Source organism: Klebsiella sp. CN_Kp104 (genome assembly GCF_040064515.1).
GTDB classification, from domain to species: domain Bacteria; phylum Pseudomonadota; class Gammaproteobacteria; order Enterobacterales; family Enterobacteriaceae; genus Klebsiella; species Klebsiella aerogenes.
The window spans coordinates 67,602-91,819 of record NZ_JBEAII010000040.1; the positions used below are offsets into that span (position 1 = coordinate 67,602).

At 58.7% G+C, this 24,218-nt stretch carries 19 protein-coding genes; 14 read left to right on the forward strand and 5 right to left on the reverse strand.

From position 1 onward, the window contains the following. The first annotated feature begins 18 nt into the window (after window positions 1-18). Genes fepD through fepC form a run of 3 tightly spaced genes read left to right on the forward strand, consistent with a single transcriptional unit; the run spans window position 19 to window position 2,806 of the window. Window positions 19-1,026: a Fe(3+)-siderophore ABC transporter permease gene (fepD, locus tag ABLU80_RS21060; protein ID WP_015704708.1), complete on the forward strand. Its 1,008-nt coding sequence runs from the start codon at window positions 19-21 to the stop codon at window positions 1,024-1,026. Further along, complete coding sequence (gene fepG, locus ABLU80_RS21065) at window positions 1,026-2,015, forward strand: iron-enterobactin ABC transporter permease (protein ID WP_015704707.1); 990 nt, start codon at window positions 1,026-1,028, stop codon at window positions 2,013-2,015. Before fepD ends, fepG begins: the two co-directional genes overlap by 1 nt. Beyond that, on the forward strand, window positions 2,012-2,806 hold the full coding sequence (gene fepC, locus ABLU80_RS21070) for an iron-enterobactin ABC transporter ATP-binding protein (protein ID WP_015367776.1): 795 nt from the start codon (window positions 2,012-2,014) through the stop codon (window positions 2,804-2,806). Before fepG ends, fepC begins: the two co-directional genes overlap by 4 nt. An 87-nt stretch (window positions 2,807-2,893) precedes the next feature. On the opposite strand, the gene entF is transcribed toward fepC, so the two are convergent. From entF to fes, 3 genes are read right to left on the reverse strand one after another with little or no spacing between them, the layout of a single operon-like run. Next, window positions 2,894-6,775, reverse strand: a complete 3,882-nt coding sequence (gene entF, locus ABLU80_RS21075) for an enterobactin non-ribosomal peptide synthetase EntF (protein ID WP_213795574.1) — start codon at window positions 6,773-6,775, stop codon at window positions 2,894-2,896. A gap of 10 nt (window positions 6,776-6,785) precedes the next feature. Then, a complete protein-coding gene (locus tag ABLU80_RS21080; protein ID WP_015367778.1) occupies window positions 6,786-6,989 on the reverse strand; it encodes an MbtH family NRPS accessory protein in 204 nt (67 codons plus the stop codon). A 3-nt stretch (window positions 6,990-6,992) separates the two neighbouring features. Beyond that, complete coding sequence (fes, locus tag ABLU80_RS21085) at window positions 6,993-8,261, reverse strand: enterochelin esterase (protein WP_227505466.1); 1,269 nt, start codon at window positions 8,259-8,261, stop codon at window positions 6,993-6,995. A 236-nt stretch (window positions 8,262-8,497) separates the two neighbouring features. Here fes and fepA point away from each other — a divergent pair, with 236 nt between their 5' ends. Further along, window positions 8,498-10,726, forward strand: a complete 2,229-nt coding sequence (fepA, locus tag ABLU80_RS21090; RefSeq protein WP_348850443.1) for a siderophore enterobactin receptor FepA — start codon at window positions 8,498-8,500, stop codon at window positions 10,724-10,726. 44 nt (window positions 10,727-10,770) lie between these two features. Here fepA and ABLU80_RS21095 read toward each other — a convergent pair whose 3' ends face one another. Next, a complete protein-coding gene (locus ABLU80_RS21095) occupies window positions 10,771-11,712 on the reverse strand; it encodes a transketolase C-terminal domain-containing protein (RefSeq protein WP_047080568.1) in 942 nt (313 codons plus the stop codon). Beyond that, window positions 11,705-12,535: a transketolase gene (locus ABLU80_RS21100; RefSeq protein ID WP_047739968.1), complete on the reverse strand. Its 831-nt coding sequence runs from the start codon at window positions 12,533-12,535 to the stop codon at window positions 11,705-11,707. Before ABLU80_RS21100 ends, ABLU80_RS21095 begins: the two co-directional genes overlap by 8 nt. 372 nt (window positions 12,536-12,907) lie before the next feature. Between ABLU80_RS21100 and ABLU80_RS21105 the strand changes: the two genes are divergently transcribed. The 10 genes from ABLU80_RS21105 to ABLU80_RS21150 all read left to right on the forward strand — a co-directional run bounded on the left by ABLU80_RS21105 (window position 12,908) and on the right by ABLU80_RS21150 (window position 24,208). Further along, complete coding sequence (locus tag ABLU80_RS21105; protein WP_015367784.1) at window positions 12,908-13,858, forward strand: sugar-binding transcriptional regulator; 951 nt, start codon at window positions 12,908-12,910, stop codon at window positions 13,856-13,858. Window positions 13,859-14,206: 348 nt separating this feature from the next. Beyond that, complete coding sequence (locus ABLU80_RS21110) at window positions 14,207-15,727, forward strand: FGGY-family carbohydrate kinase (RefSeq protein WP_348850445.1); 1,521 nt, start codon at window positions 14,207-14,209, stop codon at window positions 15,725-15,727. Between the two features lie 170 nt (window positions 15,728-15,897). Beyond that, on the forward strand, window positions 15,898-16,833 hold the full coding sequence (locus tag ABLU80_RS21115) for a D-ribose ABC transporter substrate-binding protein (protein WP_015367786.1): 936 nt from the start codon (window positions 15,898-15,900) through the stop codon (window positions 16,831-16,833). A 43-nt stretch (window positions 16,834-16,876) separates the two neighbouring features. Beyond that, the gene (locus tag ABLU80_RS21120) at window positions 16,877-17,497 is read left to right on the forward strand and encodes a DUF2291 domain-containing protein (protein ID WP_058674156.1); all 621 of its coding nucleotides are present in this window, start codon (window positions 16,877-16,879) and stop codon (window positions 17,495-17,497) included. 1 nt (window position 17,498) lies between these two features. Continuing rightward, the gene (locus ABLU80_RS21125; RefSeq protein WP_046884120.1) at window positions 17,499-19,043 is read left to right on the forward strand and encodes a sugar ABC transporter ATP-binding protein; all 1,545 of its coding nucleotides are present in this window, start codon (window positions 17,499-17,501) and stop codon (window positions 19,041-19,043) included. A gap of 17 nt (window positions 19,044-19,060) precedes the next feature. Further along, window positions 19,061-20,128 (forward strand): ABC transporter permease, encoded by a 1,068-nt coding sequence (locus ABLU80_RS21130; protein ID WP_348850446.1) that lies wholly within the window; start codon window positions 19,061-19,063, stop codon window positions 20,126-20,128. A 62-nt stretch (window positions 20,129-20,190) separates the two neighbouring features. Further along, window positions 20,191-20,988, forward strand: coding sequence for an SDR family oxidoreductase (locus tag ABLU80_RS21135; RefSeq protein WP_320944413.1), 798 nt, complete (start codon window positions 20,191-20,193; stop codon window positions 20,986-20,988). Window positions 20,989-21,076: 88 nt separating this feature from the next. Then, window positions 21,077-21,862 (forward strand): SDR family oxidoreductase, encoded by a 786-nt coding sequence (locus tag ABLU80_RS21140; protein WP_047081056.1) that lies wholly within the window; start codon window positions 21,077-21,079, stop codon window positions 21,860-21,862. Window positions 21,863-22,169: 307 nt separating this feature from the next. Further along, the gene (locus tag ABLU80_RS21145; protein ID WP_047081055.1) at window positions 22,170-23,150 is read left to right on the forward strand and encodes a DUF1852 domain-containing protein; all 981 of its coding nucleotides are present in this window, start codon (window positions 22,170-22,172) and stop codon (window positions 23,148-23,150) included. 26 nt (window positions 23,151-23,176) lie between these two features. Continuing rightward, window positions 23,177-24,208, forward strand: a complete 1,032-nt coding sequence (locus tag ABLU80_RS21150) for a methionine synthase (protein WP_015704695.1) — start codon at window positions 23,177-23,179, stop codon at window positions 24,206-24,208. The last annotated feature ends 10 nt before the right edge of the window (window positions 24,209-24,218 follow it).

Consider the following 24,218-nt stretch of genomic DNA (forward strand, 5'->3'; position numbering starts at 1 on the left):
ATGTCAGGGATTTGAATTATGTCGTTTTCTACGACCACGGTGCGCGCCGTCGCCGTGCCTGGTCTCTTGTTACTTTTAGCTCTCGCGATTGCGCTCAGCCTGCTTATCGGCGCCAAACCTCTGCCGCCTTCGGTGATTGTCGATGCCTTCTCCGGCAGTTGTCAGAGCGCCGACTGCACTATCGTACTGGATGCCCGCCTGCCGCGTACGCTGGCCGGATTGCTGGCCGGCTGCGCGCTCGGTCTCGCCGGCGCGCTAATGCAAACCCTCACCCGTAACCCGTTGGCCGACCCGGGCCTGCTCGGCGTCAACTCCGGCGCCAGCTTCGCCATCGTGCTCGGTGCGGCGCTGTTGGGCATCACTTCGCCACAGGAGCAGTTGCTGATGGCCTTTTGCGGCGCCTTCGCCGCGTCGCTACTGGTCGCGTTTACCGGCAGCCAGGGCGGCGGCCAGCTTAGCCCGGTGCGCCTGACCCTCGCGGGCGTGGCGCTAGCGGCGGTACTGGAAGGCTTATCTAACGGCATCGCCCTGCTCAACCCGGACGTGTATGACCAGCTGCGCTTCTGGCAGGCCGGCTCGCTGGATATTCGCACCCTGCAAACGCTGAAAATCGTCCTGCTGCCGGTGCTGATTGCCGCCGTGGTAACTCTGTTTCTTAGCCGGGCGCTGAACAGCCTGAGCCTCGGCGCCGACACCGCCACCGCGCTCGGTAGCCGGGTCGCGCGCACCCAGCTTATCGGCCTGCTGGCAATTACCGTCCTGTGCGGCAGCGCGACGGCGCTGGTCGGCCCTATCGCCTTTATCGGCCTGATGATGCCGCATATGGCCCGCTGGCTGGTGGGGGCGGATCACCGCTGGTCATTGCCGGTTACGCTGCTCGCCACCCCCGCCCTGTTGCTGTTTGCCGACGTGCTTGGCCGCCTGTTGGTGCCTGGTGAACTGCGCGTTTCGGTGGTCAGCGCCTTTATCGGCGCGCCGGTGTTGATCTGGCTGGTTCGCCGTCAGCCGCGAGGAGGTGCGCTGTGATGGCTCCCTCCCGCCGCCTGATGTTCTGCTGCCTGCTGCTGATCGCCGCCAGTCTGCTGGTGTCCCTGCTCGGTCTGGGTAATGGCCTGGTGCCGCTCAGCATTGAACAGGTGGTTTCCGCGCTGCTCGGCGACGCCCCGCGCAACGTCAGCATGGTGGTCACCGAATGGCGCTTGCCGCGCGTGCTGATGGCGCTGCTGATCGGCGCCGGGCTTGGCGTCAGCGGCGCCATTTTTCAGTCATTAATGCGTAACCCGCTGGGTAGCCCGGACGTGATGGGCTTCAACACCGGCGCCTGGAGCGGCGTGCTGGTGGCGATGGTGATGTTCGGCCAGAACCTGACCGCCATCGCGCTGGCGGCGATGCTTGGCGGCGTGCTGACCTCGCTGGTGGTGTGGCTGCTGGCGTGGCGCAACGGCATTGAAACCTTCCGCCTGATCATTATCGGCATCGGCGTGCGCGCCATGCTGGTGGCATTCAATACCTGGCTGCTGCTGCGCGCGTCGCTTGAGACTGCCCTTTCCGCCGGGTTGTGGAATGCCGGTTCGCTCAACGGCCTGACGTGGGGCAAAACCTGGCCATCGGCGCCGCTGATCCTGCTGATGTTAGCGTGCGGCGCGCTGCTGGCGCGGCGGATGCGACTGCTGGAGATGGGCGACGATACCGCCTGCGCGCTGGGGGTTCGAGTCGAACGTTCACGCCTGCTGCTGATGCTGGTGGCGGTGCTGCTGACCGCTTCCGCCACCGCGCTGGCCGGGCCTATTTCTTTCGTCGCGCTGGTAGCCCCGCATATCGCCCGGCGGATAAGCGGCACCGCACGCTGGGGGTTAACCCAGTCGGCGCTGTGCGGCGCGCTGCTGCTGGCGCTGGCCGATTACTGCGCCCAGCGCCTGTTCATGCCTTATCAGTTACCGGTAGGGGTGGTCACCGTCAGTCTTGGCGGTATCTACCTCATCGCGTTATTAATTCAGGAGTCCCGCAAAAAATGACCGCTGTAACTTCCCGTTTGCGCGGCGACCAGTTGACCCTGGCCTACGGCAAAAAGACCATCGCCGAATCGCTGAACGTCACGATTCCTGACGGCCATTTCACGGCGATTATCGGCCCCAACGGCTGTGGTAAATCAACCCTGCTGCGCACCCTCAGCCGCCTGATGACCCCGTCCAGCGGCCACGTTTATCTCGATGGCGAGCAGATCCAACACTACGCCAGCAAAGAGGTGGCAAAGCGGATTGGCCTGCTGGCGCAGAATGCCACCACGCCCGGCGATATCACCGTACAGGAGCTGGTGGCGCGCGGGCGCTATCCGCACCAGCCGATGTTTACCCGTTGGCGTAAAGAGGACGAAGCAGCGGTAAATAACGCGATGCGGGCAACGGGTATTGTCGACCTCGCGCTGCAGAGCGTGGATACCCTCTCCGGCGGCCAGCGCCAGCGGGCGTGGATTGCGATGGTACTGGCGCAGGAGACGGCGATTATGCTGCTTGATGAGCCGACGACCTGGCTGGATATCAGCCATCAGATCGACCTACTGGAACTGTTAAGCGAGCTGAATCGCGAGAAGGGATATACGCTGGCGGCGGTACTGCACGATCTCAATCAGGCCTGTCGTTACGCCACCCATCTGATCGCCCTGCGCGACGGTAAGATCGTTGCCGAAGGCGCGCCGAAAGAGATCGTCACGGCGGATCTAATTGAGCGTATCTACGGTCTGCGCTGCACGATCATCGACGATCCGGTGGCGCATACGCCGCTGGTAGTGCCGCTGGGTCGCCGATAATCTTTTCTATACCATCTCAACCATCGCATTCCCGGCATGCGCTGCGCTGAGCCGGGCTACCAAAAACGGGTAGCCCGAGCTCTACCGTTACCCCAGAATCTCCCGCACTACCGGGCCTATCGCTTCAAAGGCCTGCGGCGAGATAATCTCAACGTGGGCGCAGTTCTGGCTGAACACCTCCAGCTCGCCAACCCATGGCCCCCATGCGACCTGCGGATCCATCCCTTTCTGGCGCGTTTTCTCCGCCACAAATAGCGTTGCCTTGCCGTCAAACTTCGCGCTGTGCGCGGTCGTCAACAGGCGCACCGCATCGGCGTAGTTACCTTCGATCGCGCTGAACAGCTCGCCGGAAGCCTGCCCCTGCTGAGCAGCGAGAAACGCTTCGCGCTCGCGGGCGATTTCCGCCAGCACTTCGGGATCCAGACCGTTCGCCTCTTTCTCCGCCCAGTTTTGCGTCTCCGGCGGCCAGGTATCCAGCAGGCCGAGGAACGCCACCTCTTCGCCGCGCTGGCGTAAACGGGCGGCAATCCCCTGCGCCAGCGTTCCGCCGAGCGAATAACCAAACAGATAGTAAGGCCCATGCGGCTGCTGCGCTAAAAGCGTGCGCAGATGGTGCTCGCAGACTTCGTCGAGGTTGGCGGCGGAAGCCATCGGCCCCGTCGGACGCGGCGACTGAATACCGGTAATTGACCAGCGCGGGCTAAGATAACGCGCCAGCACGCTGAACTGCCAGGCAAAACCGGAGGCCGGATGGAAGCAGAACAGCGTCGGACCGTCGCTCTCGCGCAGCGGCAACAGCGCATCGAAGCCCAGGCGCTGCGCCTGCTCGTCGCTCAGGTCGGAAGCCAGCAGCGCGCTCAGCTTGCCGACGGTCGAAGCGACCATCACCTGCCCCGGCGTCACCTGCCGCGCCAGCTCGCGGCTAAGCTGCGCCGCCAGCCGCATCGCCAGCAGCGAATGGCCGCCGAGGGCGAAGAAATCGGCGTCGATATCATTTACCTCGCAGCCCAGCAGCTGGCTGAACGCCGCGGCAACGGCCATTTCGATAGCCGATTGCGGCGGGCGACCGCTGCGCTCGCTGCTTAAGGAGGGGAGCGGTAGCGCTTTACGATCCAGCTTACCGTTGGCGCTGAGCGGGAAGGATTCCAGCTGGATTAACACCACCGGCACCATGTGCGGCGGCAGCTGTTCGCTAAGACGCGCCTTCAGCGCCGCCACGTCCAGCGGCTGGCCGGACTCGCTCACCAGATAACCGACGAGCTGGCGGGCATCGCCGCCGGTGGCCGCCGCCTGATTGAAGACGCAGGCGTGGCACACCGCCTGCGCGACGTCCGGCAGCGCCGCCATCACCCGGTCGATCTCGCCAAGCTCAATGCGCTGGCCGCGAATTTTCAACTGATCGTCGCTGCGGCCAAGATACTCTACCGCCCCGTTATCCAGCCAGCGCGCCACATCGCCGGTGCGGTACATGCGCTCGCCGGGGGCAAACGGGTCGGCAATAAAGCGGCTGGCGGTGAGATCAGGTCGCCCCATATAACCCTGCGCCAGCTGAATGCCCGTTAAGTACAAATCACCCGCCACGCCCGGCGGCACCGGGCGCATGGCGGCATCAAGAATACGTAATCCGGTGTTCCATACCGGCCAGCCGATAGGCACGCTGTTGCCGGTTACCGCCGCCAGCTCCGGCCCACAGGCGGGATACCAGCTGACGTCCACCGCCGCTTCCGTTGGCCCGTACAGGTTATGCAGCGGCGCGCCGGTTAAGCGCTCCCATTCGCGACACAGTTCCGTCGGCAGCGCTTCGCCGCTACAGAAAACGCGTTTTAGCGTCCGGCAGGAAGACACATTATCGCTATCCAGCGAGGCGACAAACGCCGCCAGCATCGACGGGACAAAGTGGGTGGTGGTCACGCCGTACTGCGCGAAGAACCGCTGCATCGCCTGTGGATCGCGATGCGCCTCCGGCGCCGCCATCACCAACTGGGCGCCGGTCATAAACGGCCACCAGAATTCCCATACCGAGACATCAAAGCTGCACGGCGTCTTCTGCGCCACCACATCGGAGGCGGTTAACGGATAGTGATTTTGCATCCACAGCAGGCGGTTCACGATGGCGGTCTGCCCGACCATCACCCCTTTCGGCCGTCCGGTGGAACCGGAGGTGAAGATGATATACGCGGTATGTTCCGGTTTTGACAGCGCCAGCGGCGTATCATCTTCAACAGCCAGCGGCTGCTCATAACACAAGCTGGTCAGTCCCGGAATATCGCTAAAACGGGCCAGTTGATCGTCAGAGGTAATCAGCAGCGAAGGCCGCGCATCTTCCAGCATCATCCGCAGACGGTCATCCGGGTAGCCGGTGTCCAGCGGCAGCCAGGCGGCGCCGGCTTCGACAATGCCGTGCAGCGCCAGCGTCAGGAACACCGAACGCGGTAAGGCAACCGCCACGCTATCCCCCGGCTTCACGCCGCGTTGCTGCAGCAGGTTGGCCAGCGCCACCACCTGTTGGCGCATTTCGCGGTAGCTAAAGCGCCAGTTGGCATCCGCCAGCGCCGGGGCATCCGGCGTTTTCCGCGCCTGTTCCGCCACCAGCGCGCTGAGGGTAGTGGTCGGCAGCGGCATCGCGGTATTGTTGATCAATGCCAGCTGCGCGCCTTCTTCCGCCGACAGCATCTCCGCCTCGCCACAGCGTAGCGCCGGGTTGGCGGCGAACTGCGCCAGCAGCGCGGTCAGCCGCGACACGTGGCGGTTCAGCGTCGCCTCATCATAACGCGCTTTATTGGCGAGGATCTCCAGCGACAGACCGCCGCGTTCGTCCGGGAACAGTGCCAGCTCGAGGTCATTCACCGGGCCGGTGGCGAGGGTATGCGTCTGCGCCTGCACGTCGTCGATATCCAACTGGTAATCAAAGACTTTGATGTTCAGCACCGGGCCAAACAGCGGTTCGTCGCCCGCCGCTTTACCGCTATCGCGGACAATTTGCTCGGCATCGTAGCGCTGATGGCGGCGCATTTTTTTCAGTTGTCCGGAGAGACGCGTCGCCAGTTGCGCCAGCGTCTCCTGCGCGTCGATATTCACCGCCAGCGGCAGTACGTTGAGTACCGGGCCGGTGGCGGTCAGCGCCGCCGATCCCATGCGGCGCATAAAGATAAAGCCAGCCGCGTAATCCATTCGCCCGCACAGCCGCCCCAGCCACAACGTCGTCAGCGCCAACGCCAGATCGGCGCGCTGGCACTGCGGCGCGCTGGCCGCGAGCTGGCTGAAGACAGCCGGATCGGCCTCCAGTTTCAGGCGCCAGATATCGCTGCTGGTCGCCCGCCCGGCCAGCGGCGCGTCTGATAGCGAGGCCGGAGACGGCAACGCCTGACGCTGCGCCTGCCAGAAGGCTTTATCGCGCTGCCACGCCTCGCTGCCGTAGTAGCGCTGATACTCTTCCACCACTTCGGCGAACGGCGTAAACGGTGAATCCGGCGTCTCTTCGCCGCGTTGCCAGGCACGATAAATAGCGGCGATCTGGCGGGTAATGGCCGGGAAGCTAAAGCCATCGACCAGTAAATGGTGATAGCGCTGATACCAGTACCAGCAGTCGTCGCCAACGCGCATGAGCTGATGGCAGACCAGCGGATTACCGCTGTCGACGCGCAGATTCTGCCCGAGATCGCTTTGCATCAGCGTCAGCGCGGACATATGCGGATCGGCCTGCTGGCGCAGGTCGACGCTTTGCGGCTCGGCAAACTCGCGCGCGTCATCAACCCACTGCCACGCTTCGCCATTATCTTCGCAAAATCGCATGCTCAGGGTATCGGCCTGCTTAAGCCCGGCGACGATCGCCTTACTCAGCAGCGCCGGATCAAGATTGCCGCGCAGTTCAACATAGTGGGCAACGCTCCAGGCGCCGGGTAGCGTGGAGAGGCGTTCAGCCATCCAAATTCCCGGCTGCGCCGCAACCAGCGGTAAACGTGTACTCATCGAAAGCTCCTCAGGAGGCGTAGTGCGCTGGGATAAGGGTTGACCAGTTGGCGGCAAGCCAGGCGTTACACGCCTCTAATGACTGCGGCGGACACTCCACCGTCCAGCCTGTCGGCAGCGCGCAGTGATGCGGCCACAAACTATATTGCCCCTGTGCGTTGCGCAGAATGTAAAACTGCCCTTGCGGATTGTCGAAGGGGTTGCTGAATTGCATCTCTCACTCCTCATTAAGCGCGTGTTGTTGCCCGCGGCGCAAAGGCTGCCATAGCTGGATAAGCCCGGACGTCAGCCCGCCGCGCCAGCATAGCGCGTCATGACCGCCGTCAACCTGGCGCCAGAAAACGGACGGCGTGGTCTGCCGTAGTTGCGCGAAAAGCGCCTGGTTGGCGCGAAAAATAATCGGCTCGCGCACGCCGGCTTCCAGCCAGATACGCAGCCCCTGCGGTCGAAGCTCGCCGCGCTGCAGTTGTTCAAGTATCACTCCCGGCTGGCTACTGCCGCGCTGCGGCCACCAGTACGACCCCGACTGGCTCAGAACGCAGCCAAAACGCTGCGGCCAGTGGAGCGCGGCATACATCGCCGCCAGACCGCCGAAGCTCTGCCCCGCAACTACCGTCCGGTCGGCGCGATCGCTGAATGGCGCCACGGCCTGCACCAGTGGCAGCAGTTCTTCCTGTACCGCCAGCCAGAAATCACGATTGCAGGGCAGCTCCACGCCGCGGTGTTGATTGTCGATAACGTCGATCAGCACATAGACCGCCGGCGGCAGGCAGCCTTCCCGCGTCAGCCCCGCCAGCGGCGCAAAGACAGGCATGCTTTCGGCCCAGAACTGGCCGTCAAGCAGGACCGCCAGCGGGCGATCCGCCCCACTGCCGGTGGTGTAAATCCACACTCGTCGCTGGTTTCCTAATCGCTGGCTGCGCCATTCAATACAGCGCGGCGCTGGCGAAACCGGCTCGCGATAATGCCAACCCGGCTGTTCCGGCGCCTGCGGCAGTTCCAGCGCTGAGACCGCGTGGCCGCGTCCCCCCTTCCAGCTTTGCGGATTGCGGGGATCGGCAACCGCCCGCGGCAGCAGTTTGCGCCAGCCTTCGCGCAGCAGCGCGCGGTCCGGCGCTTCACCGTTAAAGAGCTGCGGGGAAAAATCGTCGTCGCGTTCGGAGGGAATAAAACAGTAGCTGCCGCGCCAGCTGGCGGGGAGCGTGGTTTGCCAGCACCAGGCATCGGTACCGGGGATGCGCTGCAGGGTTTGCGGCGCCGCGTTGTGGTGATGATCGGTGACGCCGGTAATGTAAATCCACACCCGCCGAATCGGCGACGTGGTTTCGCTGCCTGCCGGATCGCGCCACCAGAAGGTCACCCGATATGCGTCGCCCAGCGCCTCTGTCTGCGGGCCGGCGATCCCCCGCCACCAGTCGTCACTTCCCGTTATTTGCATTCCGTCAGTAACCCTATGTTTACCGTGATTTTTATCAACAAAGGTAATATTTATTGATAATATTATTGATAACTATTTGCATTTGCAATAGCGTATTAACGCGCCTATGGGTAGCGCGTCTTCTCATTACATTAAATCAAGGTCAGAGAGGGTCTTTTCAGAGCGTTTGGCTCGGTCGGCTACGGAAAGCGTTCACCTTCTACTGGCTACATTTATGCCGCCTCCTCTCCCGGTGGGAAGGGGCTTCTGGGGAAAGCGGCAAAGAAAAGCGGAACTGACTTACAATGAATAACAGGATTAAGTCCCTGGCCTTAATGGTCAATCTGGGTATCTACGGGGTGGCATTCCCGCTGTGCGCGGCGGAAGAAACCACCGACAGTAAACAAGCCGCCGGTGAAGAAACGATGGTGGTCACCGCCGAGGTGCAAAACCTACAGGCGCCGGGCGTTTCCACCATTACCGCCGATGAAATTCGCAAACGTCCGCCGGCGCGCGACGTCTCTGAAATCATCCGTACCATGCCGGGCGTCAACCTGACCGGCAACTCCACCAGCGGCCAGCGCGGCAACAATCGCCAGATTGATATTCGCGGTATGGGCCCGGAAAACACTTTAATCCTGATTGATGGTAAGCCCGTGACCAGCCGTAACTCTGTTCGTCTCGGCTGGCGCGGCGAACGCGACACCCGCGGTGATACCAGCTGGGTACCGCCGGAAATGATCGAACGTATAGACGTTATCCGCGGCCCGGCGGCGGCGCGTTACGGTAACGGCGCGGCGGGCGGCGTGGTCAACATCATTACGAAAAAATTCGACAACCAGTGGCATGGTTCGTGGAACGCCTACATGAACATGCCGGAGCATAAAGACGAAGGCGCGACCAAGCGTACCGACTTTAGCCTCAGCGGCCCGCTGGGCGGCGATTTCAGCTTCCGCATGTACGGCAACCTCGATAAAACTCAGGCTGACGCCTGGGATATCAACCAGGGCCATCAGTCTGAACGTACCGGCATTTACGCCGATACCCTGCCCGCCGGGCGTGAAGGGGTAGAAAACAAAAACATCAACGGCGTGGTCCGCTGGGATTTCGCGCCGATGCAGTCGCTGGAGTTTGAAGCTGGCTATAGCCGCCAGGGCAACCTGTACGCCGGTGATACGCAAAACACCAACAGCAACGATCTGGTGAAAGAGAACTACGGTAAAGAGACCAACCGTCTCTATCGCAATACTTACTCCGTGACCTGGAACGGCGGCTGGGATAACGGCGTGACCACCAGCAACTGGGCGCAGTACGAACACACCCGCAACTCGCGTAAAGGCGAAGGCCTGGCGGGCGGCACCGAGGGGATCTTCAGCAGCAACCAGTTTACCGATATCGACCTGTCGGACGTGATGCTGCACAGCGAAGTCAATATTCCGTTCGACCTGTGGGTTAACCAGAACCTGACGCTGGGTAGTGAATGGAACCAGCAGCGCATGAAGGACAACGCCTCCAATACCCAAGCTCTGTCTGGCGGCGAAATTCCGGGCTATGACAGCACCGGCCGCAGCCCGTATTCGAAAGCGGAGATCTTCTCGCTGTTCGCCGAGAACAACATGGAAGTGACCGATACCACCATGCTGACACCGGCGCTGCGTTTCGATCACCACAGCATCGTCGGCAATAACTGGAGCCCGTCGCTGAACCTGTCGCAGGGTCTGGGCGACGACTTTACCCTGAAAATGGGTATCGCTCGCGCCTATAAAGCGCCGAGCCTGTATCAAACCAACCCCAACTATATTCTCTACAGTAAAGGTCAGGGCTGCTACGCAAGCCAGGAAGGCTGCTACCTGCAAGGGAATAAAGATTTAAAAGCAGAGACCAGCATCAACAAAGAGATCGGCCTGGAGTTCAAACGCGACGGCTGGCTGGCGGGCGTCACCTGGTTCCGTAACGACTACCGTAACAAGATTGAAGCGGGATATGCCCCAGTTTATCGCAATACTAAAGGTACCGACCTGTACCAGTGGGAAAACGTGCCGAAAGCGGTAGTTGAAGGGCTGGAAGGCACGTTGAACGTGCCGGTCAGCGAGACGGTGAACTGGACCAACAACATCACCTACATGCTGCAGAGTAAGAACAAAGAGACCGGCGATCGCCTGTCGATTATTCCGGAATACACGCTGAACTCAACGCTGAGCTGGCAGGTTTATCAGGACGTTTCTGTGCAATCGACCTTCACCTGGTACGGCAAGCAGGAGCCGAAGAAGTACAACTACAAAGGCCAGCCGGTCACCGGCAGCGAGAAGAATGAGGTCAGCCCGTATAGCATCCTCGGCCTGAGCGCGACCTGGGACGTGACCAAAAACGTCAGCCTGACCGGCGGCGTGGATAACGTCTTCGACAAGCGCCACTGGCGCGCGGGTAACGCCCAAACCACCGGCGGCGACAAAGGGAGTATGTACGGCGCTGGCGCGGAGACCTATAACGAATCTGGCCGTACCTGGTATATGAGTGTCAACACCCACTTCTGATAATATCAGTGTCTGACGCCCTCCCCGCCGGGAGGGCGTTTTTTTCAACCCTGCGCTATTTTCTGTACCCGCGCGACAATCGACGCCGCGTCAAAACCGTGATGTTGACGCAGCCATCCGCGATCGGCGGCCGCCGCATACTCGCCATCCGGGATCCCCAGGCGCTGCAAGGCAATCCCCGCGCCCGCTTCCGCCAGCACTTCGGCGACCAGGCTCCCCAACCCGCCGTTAACGTTATGCTCTTCGACGGTAATGACTGAACGGCATGACCGCAGCGCCGCCAGCAGCGCCGCCGTATCGCAGGGACGAATCGACGGCACGCTGATCACTTTCGCCTCAATGCCGAGATCGGCGAGCTGCTGCGCCGCCTCCACCACTTCGTGCACGGTTGAACCGGTCGCCACCAGCGCCACCGCTGCGCCTTCACGCAGGGTCAGCACCGCGCCGGGCACAAAACGGTACGCTTCGTCATGCAACTCCGGCAGCGCCTTGCCGTCAAGGCGGATATAAACCGGCCCCTGATACGCCAGGGCATAGTCGATAATCTGCCGACATTCGCGCGGCGTGGAGGGGGCGAAAATCTGGATATTGCCGAAACCGCGCATTACCGCCAGGTCGTCAATAGCATGGTGGGTACTGGCCAATGGGCCATAGCTGGCCCCGGCGTTAAGGCCAAAGAGCTTGACGTTGGTGTTGTTGTAGCAGACATCGACTTTAATCTGCTCGTTAGCGCGGGAGACAAGGAACGGCGCGGCGTTACAGGTCACCGCCACTTTACCGCCGAGCGCCAGCCCCGCGGCGGTGCCGACCATGCTCTGCTCGGCGATACCGACGTTAACCAGCCGTCCGGGGAACTGCTTAATAAAGGGAGCGATCTTGGCCGTTGAGGTGGAGTCCGCGACCACCGGCACCAGATCGACGCCCTTTTCCACCGCGACTATAAACGCCTCGACCATCACATTCGCCAGGTGTTCTGCATTACTCATCTTTCAGTTCCTCCAGCGCCAGTGCGATTTCCTCGCCTTTCGGCACCCGGTGGTGCCACTCCGGGCGCCCCTGGATAAAGGAGATGCCCGCGCCCTTCGTGGTGTTGGCAATAATGACGTTAGGTTTACCGTTCTGCTGCAGCCCTTCGATAGCCGCGACCACCGAGGCCATATCGTTGCCGTCGCATTCGCTGACCTCCATGCCGAAGGCGCGCCATTTATCGGCCAGCGGATCGGTATTCATAATTTCACGGGTTGGCCCGGCCAGCTGAAGATTGTTCTTATCATTAATAATGACCAGGTTATCGAGGCCATAATGGGCCGCCGCCAGCGCCGCCTCCCAGTTACTGCCTTCTGCCAGTTCGCCGTCGCCGGTGATTAAAAAGATGCGGCGGTGGCTGTTGCTTTTCTTCGCGGCCAGCGCCAGCCCCACCGCAACAGGCAAACCGTGACCCAGCGCGCCGGTGTTAAGCTCAATGCCCGGCGTTTTCTGCCGCACCGGATGACCGGGAAGGTGCGAGTTCGCGTGCTGGTAGGTCTCCAGCCAATCGATCGGGAAGAAACCGGCTTCCGCCAGTACGCAGTAGTAGCAGCCCACCGCATGGCCTTTCGACTGGATATAGATATCGCGCTGCGGGTCGTCAAGACGATCGGGCGCCGCATTGAGTACGCGGAAATAGAGCGCGGTTAACAATTCGACCTGCGACAGGTCAGCCCCGGTGTGACCGCCAGCCGGACTATTGGCGTTTAAGCGGACAATGTGGCGGCGCACGGCGCGCGCTTTGCGCTCAAGCGTCTGGATATCAAATCTGTAGGGATTCATTTAATACCTCTGAATTTATTTTCAATATGGAATATTTATTCCATCAGGAACTAAAAAAACCAGATATCCCCATGTCGGTGGTTAGCCTTACACCACTGCGCCGTACTCAGGAACATTCTGCCTCCCGCTCCAGGCAAGCCCGGATAAACTCGTTGACTCAAAGCCACCTTGAATATATATTCAATGATGATTCTTTATTCGATTATGGCCTGACTGTTTTGTTTTTGTCCATAGTCGATTTTGATGAGTGGTAAAAATTTGACCACCATCACACTTAAGTGTGATTTTTTTTCGCGTATGATAGAAGTCACTACGATAATGGCTGCAGCTAAACGCCTGAAGAAAGGCGATAAATGATTTACGAGGATAAATATGGCTAAGCAGGATGAACAACGGCTATTGGTGAAGATTGCCACGCTTTACTATCTGGAAGGACGAAAGCAGTCTGATATCGCCCAACTTCTCTCGCTGTCTCAGTCATTTGTCTCTCGTGCGATTACCCGCTGCCAAAAAGAGGGCGTCGTCAAAATCAGCGTCGTGCAGCCATCGAATATCTTTCTCAATCTCGAAAAGGGGCTTGAGGATCGCTACGGGCTAAAACAGGCGGTGGTGGTCGATACCGAAGAAGAGGCCAGCGACCATACCATCAAGCGGGCGATTGGCTCCGCCGCCGCGCACTACCTGGAAACCCGCCTGCGGCCAAAAGATCTGATTGGCGTCTCTTCATGGAGTTCGACCATCCGCGCGATGGTTGATGAGGTCCACGCGCAAAACCTGAAGGCCAGCGGCGTCATCCAACTGCTTGGCGGCGTCGGGCCCAACGGCAACGTGCAGGCGACGATCCTCACCCAGACGCTGGCCCAGCGTCTTAACTGCGATGCCTGGCTGCTGCCGTCGCAGAGCATCGAAGGCTCCATGGAAGAGCGCAATCGCCTGCTGGCCAGCAAAGATGTCGCCGACGTGGTTTCACGCTTTGACGAGGTCGATATCGCCATTGTCGGCATTGGAATTCTCGAACCTTCCCAGTTGCTGAAAACGTCGGGTAACTATTATCACGAAGATATGCTGCAGGTGCTGGCGGCACGCGGCGCGGTTGGCGATATCTGCCTGCACTACTACGACAAATACGGCCAGCCGGTGTTACGCGAAGATGAAGATCCGGTGATCGGCATGGCGCTGGAGAAAGTCAAAAAATGTCCGAACGTGGTCGCGCTGGCCGGCGGCACCGACAAAGTCGCGGCAATTAAAGGCGCGCTTACCGGCGGCTATATCGATGTTTTAATCACCGATTACCCCACCGCCAGACTACTGGTTAGCGACTAATCCTCCGCAGTTTTATGCCTCGTCAATCCCTGAGGCTGTTTTTCAGCAACAGGGATTGCAAAATAACTCATTATAATTCAATGCATTAAACAACTACCCTCCCCACCTTCGTGTCATATTCCCAATCTGCGAAATGTGATTGCCAGCACAATTGATGATTTTTCAGGTAGCCCATCACCGGGTTTGTGGCTTAAGGTATCAAATAAATAATCACTATCGAATATATATTCAGTGATTAAAAAGCGATAACGATATGTCACATCATGGCCTGCATAGACGCATGCAATGGCCGGAGACCATCTCTGTTTCCGCCGTTCCAGGACAATGGGTGACCGAGGAGAGCATCATATGCAGGCGACAGCCAAAGAGTTCATCATTGCGCTTGATGAAGGCACCACCAACGCGAAAGCCGTGGTGCTGGACGGCAAAGGCAAGGTTAGCGTCAAGTTCTCGCAGCCGCTGGCGATCCAAACCCCGCGCGAAGGTTGGGTGGAACAATCCGGCGAGGCGCTGATGGCGGCCTCGCTGGCGGTGATCGCCAAAGCGGTGGCTCACGTCGGCGCGGAAAACGTTGCGGCGCTGGCTATCAGCAATCAACGCGAAACCGCCATCGGCTGGTATCGCGCCAGCGGCGAACCCATTAACGCCGCTATCACCTGGCAGTGCACCCGCAGCGCCGCGTTCTGCGACACGCTGCGTCGCGATCGTCAGGAGCAGCGCATTAAGCACGCCACGGGCCTGCCGATTGCGCCGCTGTTTTCCGCCTCCAAAATGCGCTGGCTGCTGGACGCCACTCCCGATGGTTATCAGCTTGCCGCGCGCGGCGAGATTTGCCTCGGCACTATCGACAGCTGGCTGCTGTGGAATTTAACCGGCGGACAATCCTTCTTCTGCGATTATTCCAACGCCGCCCGCACCCAATTGCTGAATCTGCACCGCGGCGAGTGGGATGACGAAATGCTGACGCTGTTTGGTATTCCGCGCGCGGCGCTGCCGGAGATTAAACCGTCGAGCGGACTCTTCGGCTACACCAAAGGGCTGGCGGCGATCCCCGACGGTATTCCGGTGATGGCGATGATTGGCGACTCCCACGCCGCGCTCTTCGGCCACGCGCTTGGCGAAGCTGGCTGTGTGAAAGCCACTTACGGCACCGGCTCCTCGGTGATGGCGCCGGTCAAATCGGCCCAGTGCGATATTGCGGCCCTGGCGACCACCGTCGCCTGGCACGATGGCGACCGACTGGTGTGGGGGCTGGAAGGTAACATCTCCCATACCGGCGATGCGGTAGCATGGATGGCTGACAGCACCGGGCTGAGCGAACTCTCAGCAGCCGATTTGGCCCACGAGCTGAATACCCTGCCCGCCTCCGTCGATTCGACCTTAGGGGTCTACTTCGTGCCGGCGCTGACCGGGCTCGGCGCGCCCTGGTGGGACGACAGCGCCCGCGGGGTAATCTGCGGCCTTAGCCGCGGGGTCAAGCGCGCGCACCTGATCCGCGCCGCGCTGGAATCCATTACCTACCAAATCGCCGACGTGGTGGCGGCGATGCGCCACCACAATGAATTCACCCTGACGGCGTTAATGGTCGACGGCGGCCCAACCAACAACAACTGGCTGATGCAATATCAGGCCGACCTGCTCGGCTGCCCGGTAATGCGCAGCGATATCCCGGAGCTGTCCGCCATCGGCGCGGCGCTACTCGCCCGCAAAGCCCTCACTCCGGGCGAGACCGCCGACCTGCAAGCCTTTTTAACCGAACACAGCGCTTTTCAACCCGACATGGCCCGCCACCAGCGACTACAGCAGCGCTGGCGGGAGTGGCGCCATGCGGTAAACAGAACATTATGGAAACCGGATTCGCCAGCCTGATGCCCATCGGCGTCAGATTGAGCGACGAACCTTATTAACCCACTACAGGAGAACCCCGGCCCATAACGATGTATCGCACCCCCGAATTTATTCTGGGGAAATTTCAGACCGTAAAATCCTGCCCGCTCAGGGGCTCATTTGTTCGAATATAAAAATATAGGAACAGAGTCATGAAATTACGTTTAACTCTTTTAACCGCTGCGACCCTGACTGCCTTTTCCTTTGCCGCGCATAGCGCCGAAAAAGGCACCATTATGATAATGGTTAACTCGCTGGATAACCCTTATTACGCCTCGGAAGCCAAAGGCGCCAGCGAAAAAGCGCAAGCCCTCGGCTATAAAACGACCGTGCTCTCGCATGGCGAAGATGTCAAAAAGCAAAATGAGCTGATTGATACCGCCATTGGTAAAAAGGTGCAGGGGATTATTCTCGATAACGCCGACTCCACCGCCAGCGTCGCCGCCATTGAAAAAGCCAAAAAAGCGGGCATTCCGGTGGTATTAATTAACCGTGAAATTCCGGTTGATGATGTCGCGCTGGAACAAATTACCCACAATAACTTCCAGGCCGGTTCAGAAGTCGCCAACGTATTTGTTGAGAAAATGGCGGAAAAAGGCAAATACGCCGAACTGACCTGCAACCTCGCCGATAATAACTGCGTCACCCGTTCTAAATCCTTCCACCAGGTGATTGACCAGTACCCGGATATGGTCAGCGTGGCAAAACAGGATGCCAAAGGCACCCTGATCGACGGCAAACGCATAATGGATAGCATTCTCCAGGCTCACCCGGATGTCAAAGGGGTGATCTGCGGTAACGGCCCGGTGGCCCTTGGCGCCATCGCGGCGCTAAAAGCGGCCAATCGTAACGATGTGATCGTCGTCGGTATCGACGGTAGCAACGACGAACGCGATGCGGTGAAGGCCGGTACGCTACAGGCGACCGTGATGCTCCAGGCGCAGGCCATCGCCGCCCAGGGCGTTACCGATCTGGATAACTACCTGCAAAAAGGCGAGAAGCCGGCGAAGCAGCGCGTGATGTTCCGCGGCATTCTGATTACCCAGGATAACGCAGATAAAGTTCAGGACTTCAACATCAAGTCCTGAGTTCGGGTGGTTGCGCCCCTGCGGGGGCGCAGAGGAGAGCATTATGTACAAGAAAACCTGTCTCGCGCTGGCCGTTCTGGCGCTTGGCGGCTGCCGCATCGTCTCGCAGCAGGAGCTGGCAGACCTGAAATCCCCGCCCAATCCGCATATGGCGAACATCGATAAAACCTGGCAGCAGAGCATCGTGCCGCAGGTGGTCGCCAACGCCCGCCCGGCGGCGGAGTTGATGAGCGCGCTGAAGGCGCAAAAAGATATCGATAGCGCCTGCAAAGCGCTGGGCTACCGCGCCCAGGACGAAAACCCGTGCATCTTTTACGTTAAGGTGACAGGCGCCGTCAGCAAGCTGGATAGCGCCTCGCGTAGCGGCAAGATGACCCTCGCCGACGGCAGCATCGGTAATGTGGTGGTGCAGATTGGCCCTACCCTGCGCGGCACCCTGCTGCGCGACGGTTACCGCGGCGCCAGCTACCAGGACTTTAACGACCAGGTGCTGTTTGGCGAATACAGCAAAAATATTAATAGTCAGGCGGTCAAAATGATTCAGGCGGCCAACCTGAAAACCGGCGACAACGTAGAAGTGTATGGCGTCTTTTCGGCCTGGGATATTCCACAAACTATTCCGGAAATCACCCCGGCGAAAATCGTTCATCCGGGAGGTCAATAATATGACGCCGCAAGATATCGTCGCTCCCCAACCAGTCGAATCTGAAGTGATTATCGAAACCCGTGGCCTTTCGCGCATTTATCCCGGCGTGACCGCGCTGGATAACGTGAATTACCGGGTCTATCGAAATAAGGTTAACGTTCTGATCGGAGAAAATGGTGCGGGTAAATCCACCATGATGAAAATGCTTGCCGGCGTTGAAACGCCCTCCTCCGGTCAAATTATTCTCGATGGCGAGGCGGTGACTTTAAACTCTACCCATCAGGCAGAGAAATTCGGCATCAGCATTATTTTCCAGGAACTGAATTTATTCCCCAATATGAATGTGATGGACAACATATTCATGGCTAATGAATTCTTTCAGAAAGGACGCATCAACGAAAAATATCAATATGCGTTAGCCAAATCGCTACTGGAGCGGCTGGAGCTCGACGTCGATCCCTACACGCAGCTGGGCGAACTGGGGATTGGCCATCAGCAGTTGGTTGAAATCGCCCGTGCGCTATCAAAAGACACCCGCGTGCTGATTATGGATGAACCCACCTCGGCGCTGAGCCAGTCCGAGGTCAAAGTGCTGTTTAAGGTCATCGAGCAGCTTAAGCGCCGCGGCGTCACCATTATCTATATTTCGCATCGCCTCGAAGAGCTGATGGAGATTGGCGACAACATCACCATTTTCCGCGATGGTCGCTTTATCAGCGAGCGCAACGTCAGCGACGCCAGCGTGCCGTGGATCATCGAGCAGATGGTCGGCGATAAGAAAAAGCACTTTGATTATCAGCCCGCGCCAAAAGGCAACGCGGTGCTTGACGTCAAGGGGCTGACCGCGCTGCATCCGAGCGGCGGCTACAAACTCAATGATGTCACCTTTACCCTCAGCAAAGGCGAAGTGATCGGCATTTACGGCCTGCTGGGCGCCGGGCGCACCGAGCTGTTTAAAGGGCTGGTTGGCTTGATGCCCTGCCAGAACGGCGAGATACATCTTAACGGCGAAAGCATCGGCAAATCTCGCTTTCAACACCGTCTGAAAAAGGGGCTGGCGCTGGTGCCGGAAGACCGTCAGGGCGAAGGCGTGGTGCAGATGATGTCGATTCAATCCAACATGACGCTCTCTGATTTTAGCCTGCAGGGTTTTCGCCGCGCCTGGCGCTGGCTGAATCCGCAGAAAGAAGAGTCCTGCGTAAAAGAAATGATTCAGCAATTGGCTATCAAGGTGAGCGACGCCAATTTGCCCATCACCTCGCTGAGCGGCGGCAATCAACAAAAAGTGGTGCTGGGTAAGGCGCTGATGACCCAGCCGCAGGTGGTGTTCCTCGACGAACCGACGCGCGGTATCGACGTCGGCGCAAAAACCGACGTCTATCACCTGATCGGCAAAATGGCCCAGCAGGGGCTGGCGGTCATGTTCTCCTCTTCGGAGCTGGATGAAGTGATGGCGCTGGCCGACCGCATCCTGGTGATGGCCGATGGCCGCATTACCGCCGATTTACCGCGCCATGCGGTGACCCGCGAAAAGTTAATCGCGGCTTCAACACCTCAAGATTAATCAGGCTGGAATCCATCATGAACCAGAAATATATGATTTATATGTACCTGCTGAAGGCCAGAACCTTCATCGCCCTGCTGCTGGTGATCGCATTCTTCAGCGTGATGGTACCGAACTTCCTGACCGCCTCTAACCTGCTGATCATGACCCAGCACGTGGCGATTACCGGCCTGTTGGCCATCGGTATGACGCTGGTGATCCTCACCGGCGGCATTGACCTGTCCGTCGGCGCGGTGGCGGGTATCTGCGGGATGGTCGCGGGCGCGTTGCTGACCAACGGGCTACCGCTATGGAACGGCGACATCATATTTTTTAACGTCCCGGAAGTGATCCTTTGCGTCGCGGTCTTCGGCGTGCTGGTGGGGCTGATTAACGGCGCGGTAATTACCCGCTTCGGCGTCGCGCCGTTTATCTGCACCTTAGGGATGATGTACGTCGCCCGCGGCTCCGCCCTGCTGTTTAACAACGGCAGCACCTACCCGAACCTCAACGGCATGGAAGCGTTGGGCAATACCGGTTTCGCCACGCTGGGCTCCGGTACCCTGCTTGGACTTTATCTGCCGATCTGGTTGATGATCGGCTTCCTGGTACTGGGCTACTGGCTGACCACCAAAACGCCGCTTGGTCGCTACATCTACGCTATCGGCGGCAACGAATCCGCCGCTCGCCTCGCCGGCGTACCGATCGTCAAAGCCAAAATTTTCGTCTACGCCTTCTCCGGCTTGTGCGCCGCCTTCGTCGGCTTGATCGTCGCCTCCCAGCTACAAACCGCGCACCCGATGACCGGCAATATGTTTGAGATGGACGCCATCGGCGCCACCGTGCTCGGCGGAACCGCGCTGGCAGGAGGCCGCGGCCGGGTGACCGGCTCTATTATCGGCGCCTTCGTGATCGTCTTCCTTGCCGACGGCATGGTGATGATGGGCGTTAGCGACTTCTGGCAGATGGTCATTAAGGGCCTGGTGATCGTCACCGCCGTTGTCGTCGACCAGTTCCAGCAGAAGCTGCAGAACAAAGTCATTCTGATGCGCCGCCACGAAGAGAAGCTGGCCGCCATCCCGCCGAACGGCGCCACCTCCAGCTAATCGGCAACCGTATACACGTATTCCGCCGGGCCTGGCGCCCGGCTTATCGAAAGGGAAAAAATATGCAACGAGATTTCCATAATAAAACGGTGGTTATCACCGGCGCCTGCCGCGGCATCGGCGCAGGTATTGCGGAGCGCTTTGCCCGCGACGGCGCTAATCTGGTGATGGTCTCCAACGCCGATCGCGTTCACGAGACCGCCGAAACCCTGCGTCAGCGCTATCAGGCGGATATTTTATCGCTGCAGGTCGATGTGACCGACGAAGCCCAGGTACAGTCGCTGTATGAGCAGGCCGCCGCGCGCTTCGGCACCATTGACGTCTCCATTCAGAACGCCGGGGTGATCACCATCGATTACTACGATCGGATGCCAAAAGCCGATTTTGAAAAAGTGCTCGCGGTTAACACCACCGGCGTGTGGCTGTGCTGCCGCGAGGCCGCTAAATATATGGTGAAACAGAACCACGGCAGCCTGATTAACACCTCTTCCGGCCAGGGGCGTCAGGGCTTTATCTACACGCCGCACTACGCCGCCAGCAAAATGGGCGTGATCGGTATTACCCAAAGCCTGGCCCACGAACTGGCGCCGTGGAACATCACCGTCAACGCCTTCTGCCCCGGCATTATTGAAAGCGAAATGTGGGATTACAACGATCGCGTGTGGGGAGAAATTCTCAGCACCGAGCAAAAGCGTTACGGCAAGGGCGAACTGATGGCGGAATGGGTCGAAGGGATCCCGATGAAGCGCGCCGGTAAGCCGGAAGACGTAGCCGGGCTGGTGGCCTTCCTCGCCTCCGACGATGCACGTTACCTCACCGGGCAGACCATCAATATCGATGGCGGTTTGATTATGTCGTAATCCCTGCAGCCCGGATAAGGCGCTACGCGCCGCCATCCGGGAAACCGCACTCCCGACGTTCGACACTATATTGAAGAGAGTAATGACTATGATCGGCAAAGACTTTGCACAGCAGCTGTTTAACCTGCAGGAGCGCGTCGCTTTCGTGACCGGCGCCGGCAGCGGTATCGGCCAAACCATCGCCTGCGCACTCGCCAGCGCCGGCGCGAGGGTGGTCTGTTTTGATCTTCGCGACGACGGCGGGCTGGCGGAAACGGTCAGCCATATTGAATCCATCGGCGGCCAGGCGTGTTCTTATACCGGCGATGTCCGCCAGCTTGCCGACCTGCGCGCCGCCGTTGCGCTGGCCAAAAGCCGTTATGGCCGCCTCGATATCGCCGTTAACGCCGCCGGTATCGCCAACGCCAATCCGGCCCTGGAGATGGAAAGCGAGCAGTGGCAGCGGGTTATCGATATCAACCTCACCGGCGTATGGAACTCCTGCAAAGCAGAAGCGGAATTGATGCTGGAGTCCGGCGGCGGGTCGATTATCAATATCGCCTCGATGTCGGGGATTATCGTGAACCGCGGCCTCGATCAGGCGCATTACAACTGTTCGAAAGCCGGCGTTATTCATCTGTCGAAAAGCCTGGCCATGGAGTGGGTTGATAAAGGGATCCGCGTCAACGCCATCAGCCCCGGCTATACCGCCACGCCGATGAATACCCGCCCGGAGATGGTGCATCAGACCCGCGAGTTTGAAAGCCAGACCCCGATGCAGCGCATGGCGAAGGTAGAAGAGATGGCCGGCCCGGCGCTGTTCCTCGCCAGCGACGCCGCCTCATTCTGCACCGGCGTGGATCTGGTGGTCGACGGTGGGTTTGTCTGCTGGTAAAACCGGTCTTGCCCCGGCTAACGATGCATAAGCCGGGGCGTTTTCTTTCCGCACGCACCTCTCCCGGCGCTATTTTCTTAAGCCATCTTGCACATCTATGCAGAGCACATGATGGATCATGAAGATGGCTCATGCAGTATTGAAATTAACTCTCTTTCACTCATTCAATGACTCTGGCAAAAATAGTCTTCAGCAACTGCAGACAATATGAATGCTACTGAATAATAAATCCAGATAAATCGCAAGGTCATTCTGGGAATGTGAAATACCTGCATTTTTATATCAGAACCCAGGGTGGAAAGAGACGATGACAGACTTTACCTTTACGATTAAACGTAGTCGTTTTGATGAACACTATAACCCGGCGGAAAATACGCGTATTACCACCAATTTTGCCAACCTGGCGCGGGGCGAAAACCGTCAGCAGAACCTGCGCAATGCGCTGGCAATGATTGATAATCGCTTTAATAACCTGGTGCAGTGGGACAACCCGAACGGCGACCGCTACTCCGTCGAGCTCGATATCATCTCGGTCGAAATGAATATTAGCGATAACGGCCAGAATGCGGCATTCCCGGTGATTGAGATTCTGCAAACCAATATTATTGATAAAGCCACCAACGCGCGAATCGAAGGTATTGTTGGGAATAACTTCTCCTCTTATGTGCGCGATTATGATTTTAGCGTATTACTGCCGGAATATAATAAAGATAAAGCAACATTCAGCGTGCCGGAAAATTATGGCGTTCTGCATGGCAATATTTTCAAACATTTCATACGCTCTGCCGAATACCATGAATGTTTTAAAAAGTCGCCGGTCATCTGCCTGAGCGTATCCAATAAGCATACCTATCGCCGGACCGGCAATCAGCACCCTATTCTCGGCGTCGAGTACCAGCAGGATGGCGTGGCGCTGACCGAGGCCTATTTCAATAAGATGGGCCTGCAGGTGCGTTACTTTATGCCGGCCAATAGCGTAGCGCCGCTGGCCTTCTTCTGCTCGGGCGATCTGCTCAGCGATTACAGCAACCTTGAGCTTGCCAGCACCATTAGCACGATGGAGACGTTCCAGAAGATTTATCGCCCGGAAATTTATAACGCTAACTCCGCGGCCGGGCAGTGCTATCAGCCGAACCTGAATAATCAGGATCATTCGTTGACCCGGATTGTTTATGACCGCGAAGAGCGCAGCCGCCTGGCGATTGAACAGGGCAAATTTACCGAACAACAGTTTATTAAGCCGTACCAGCATATTCTTGAGCAATGGTCAGCTCATTACGCTCTCTAAATCATAAAAAAATAAAGGTCACCTGTATGAAAACATTGCTCCCGACATCCACCGCAGGCAGTTTACCGAAACCGACCTGGCTGGCGCAGCCCGAGACGCTGTGGTCACCGTGGAAATTACAGAATGAAGAGTTAGTATTAGGAAAGCGCGATGCGCTGCGTTTATCGCTCGACGATCAGCTGCGCGCAGGCATTGATATCGTCAGCGATGGCGAGCAGACGCGTCAGCACTTTGTCACCACCTTTATTGAACATCTCAGCGGCGTCGATTTTGAGAAACGGCAAACGGTGAGAATTCGCAACCGCTATGACGCCAGCGTGCCGACCGTTGTCAGCGCCGTCGAGCGCCAGCAGCCGGTGTTTGTGGAAGATGCAAAATACCTGCGTCAACTCACCAACAAACCGATTAAATGGGCCCTGCCTGGGCCAATGACGATGATCGATACGCTGTATGACAATCACTATAAAAGCCGTGAAAAGCTGGCGTGGGAATTTGCCAAAATTCTCAACCAGGAAGCCCGGGAATTAGAAGCCGCCGGGGTAGATATTATTCAGTTTGATGAACCCGCGTTTAACGTCTTCTTTGATGAAGTCAATGACTGGGGGATCGCCGCGCTGGAAAGAGCCGTTGAAGGGCTGAAATGCGAAACCGCCGTGCATATCTGCTATGGCTACGGTATTAAGGCCAATACCGACTGGAAAAAAACGCTCGGCTCCGAATGGCGCCAGTATGAAGAGGCGTTCCCGAAACTCCAGACCTCCTCTATCGATATTATTTCGCTGGAGTGCCACAACTCGCGCGTACCGATGGACCTGCTGGAACTCATCCGCGGCAAGAAAGTGATGGTCGGAGCAATCGATGTGGCGACCAACGCCGTTGAGACGCCAGAAGAGGTGGCCAGCACGCTACGCAAAGCCCTGCAGTTCGTTGACGCCGACAAGCTCTATCCATCAACCAACTGCGGCATGGCGCCGTTATCGCGTCAGGTCGCCGGCGGTAAGCTACATGCGCTAAGCGCCGGGGCGGAAATTATTCGCCGGGAGCTGGCGGCGAAATAGTTATCGGCTA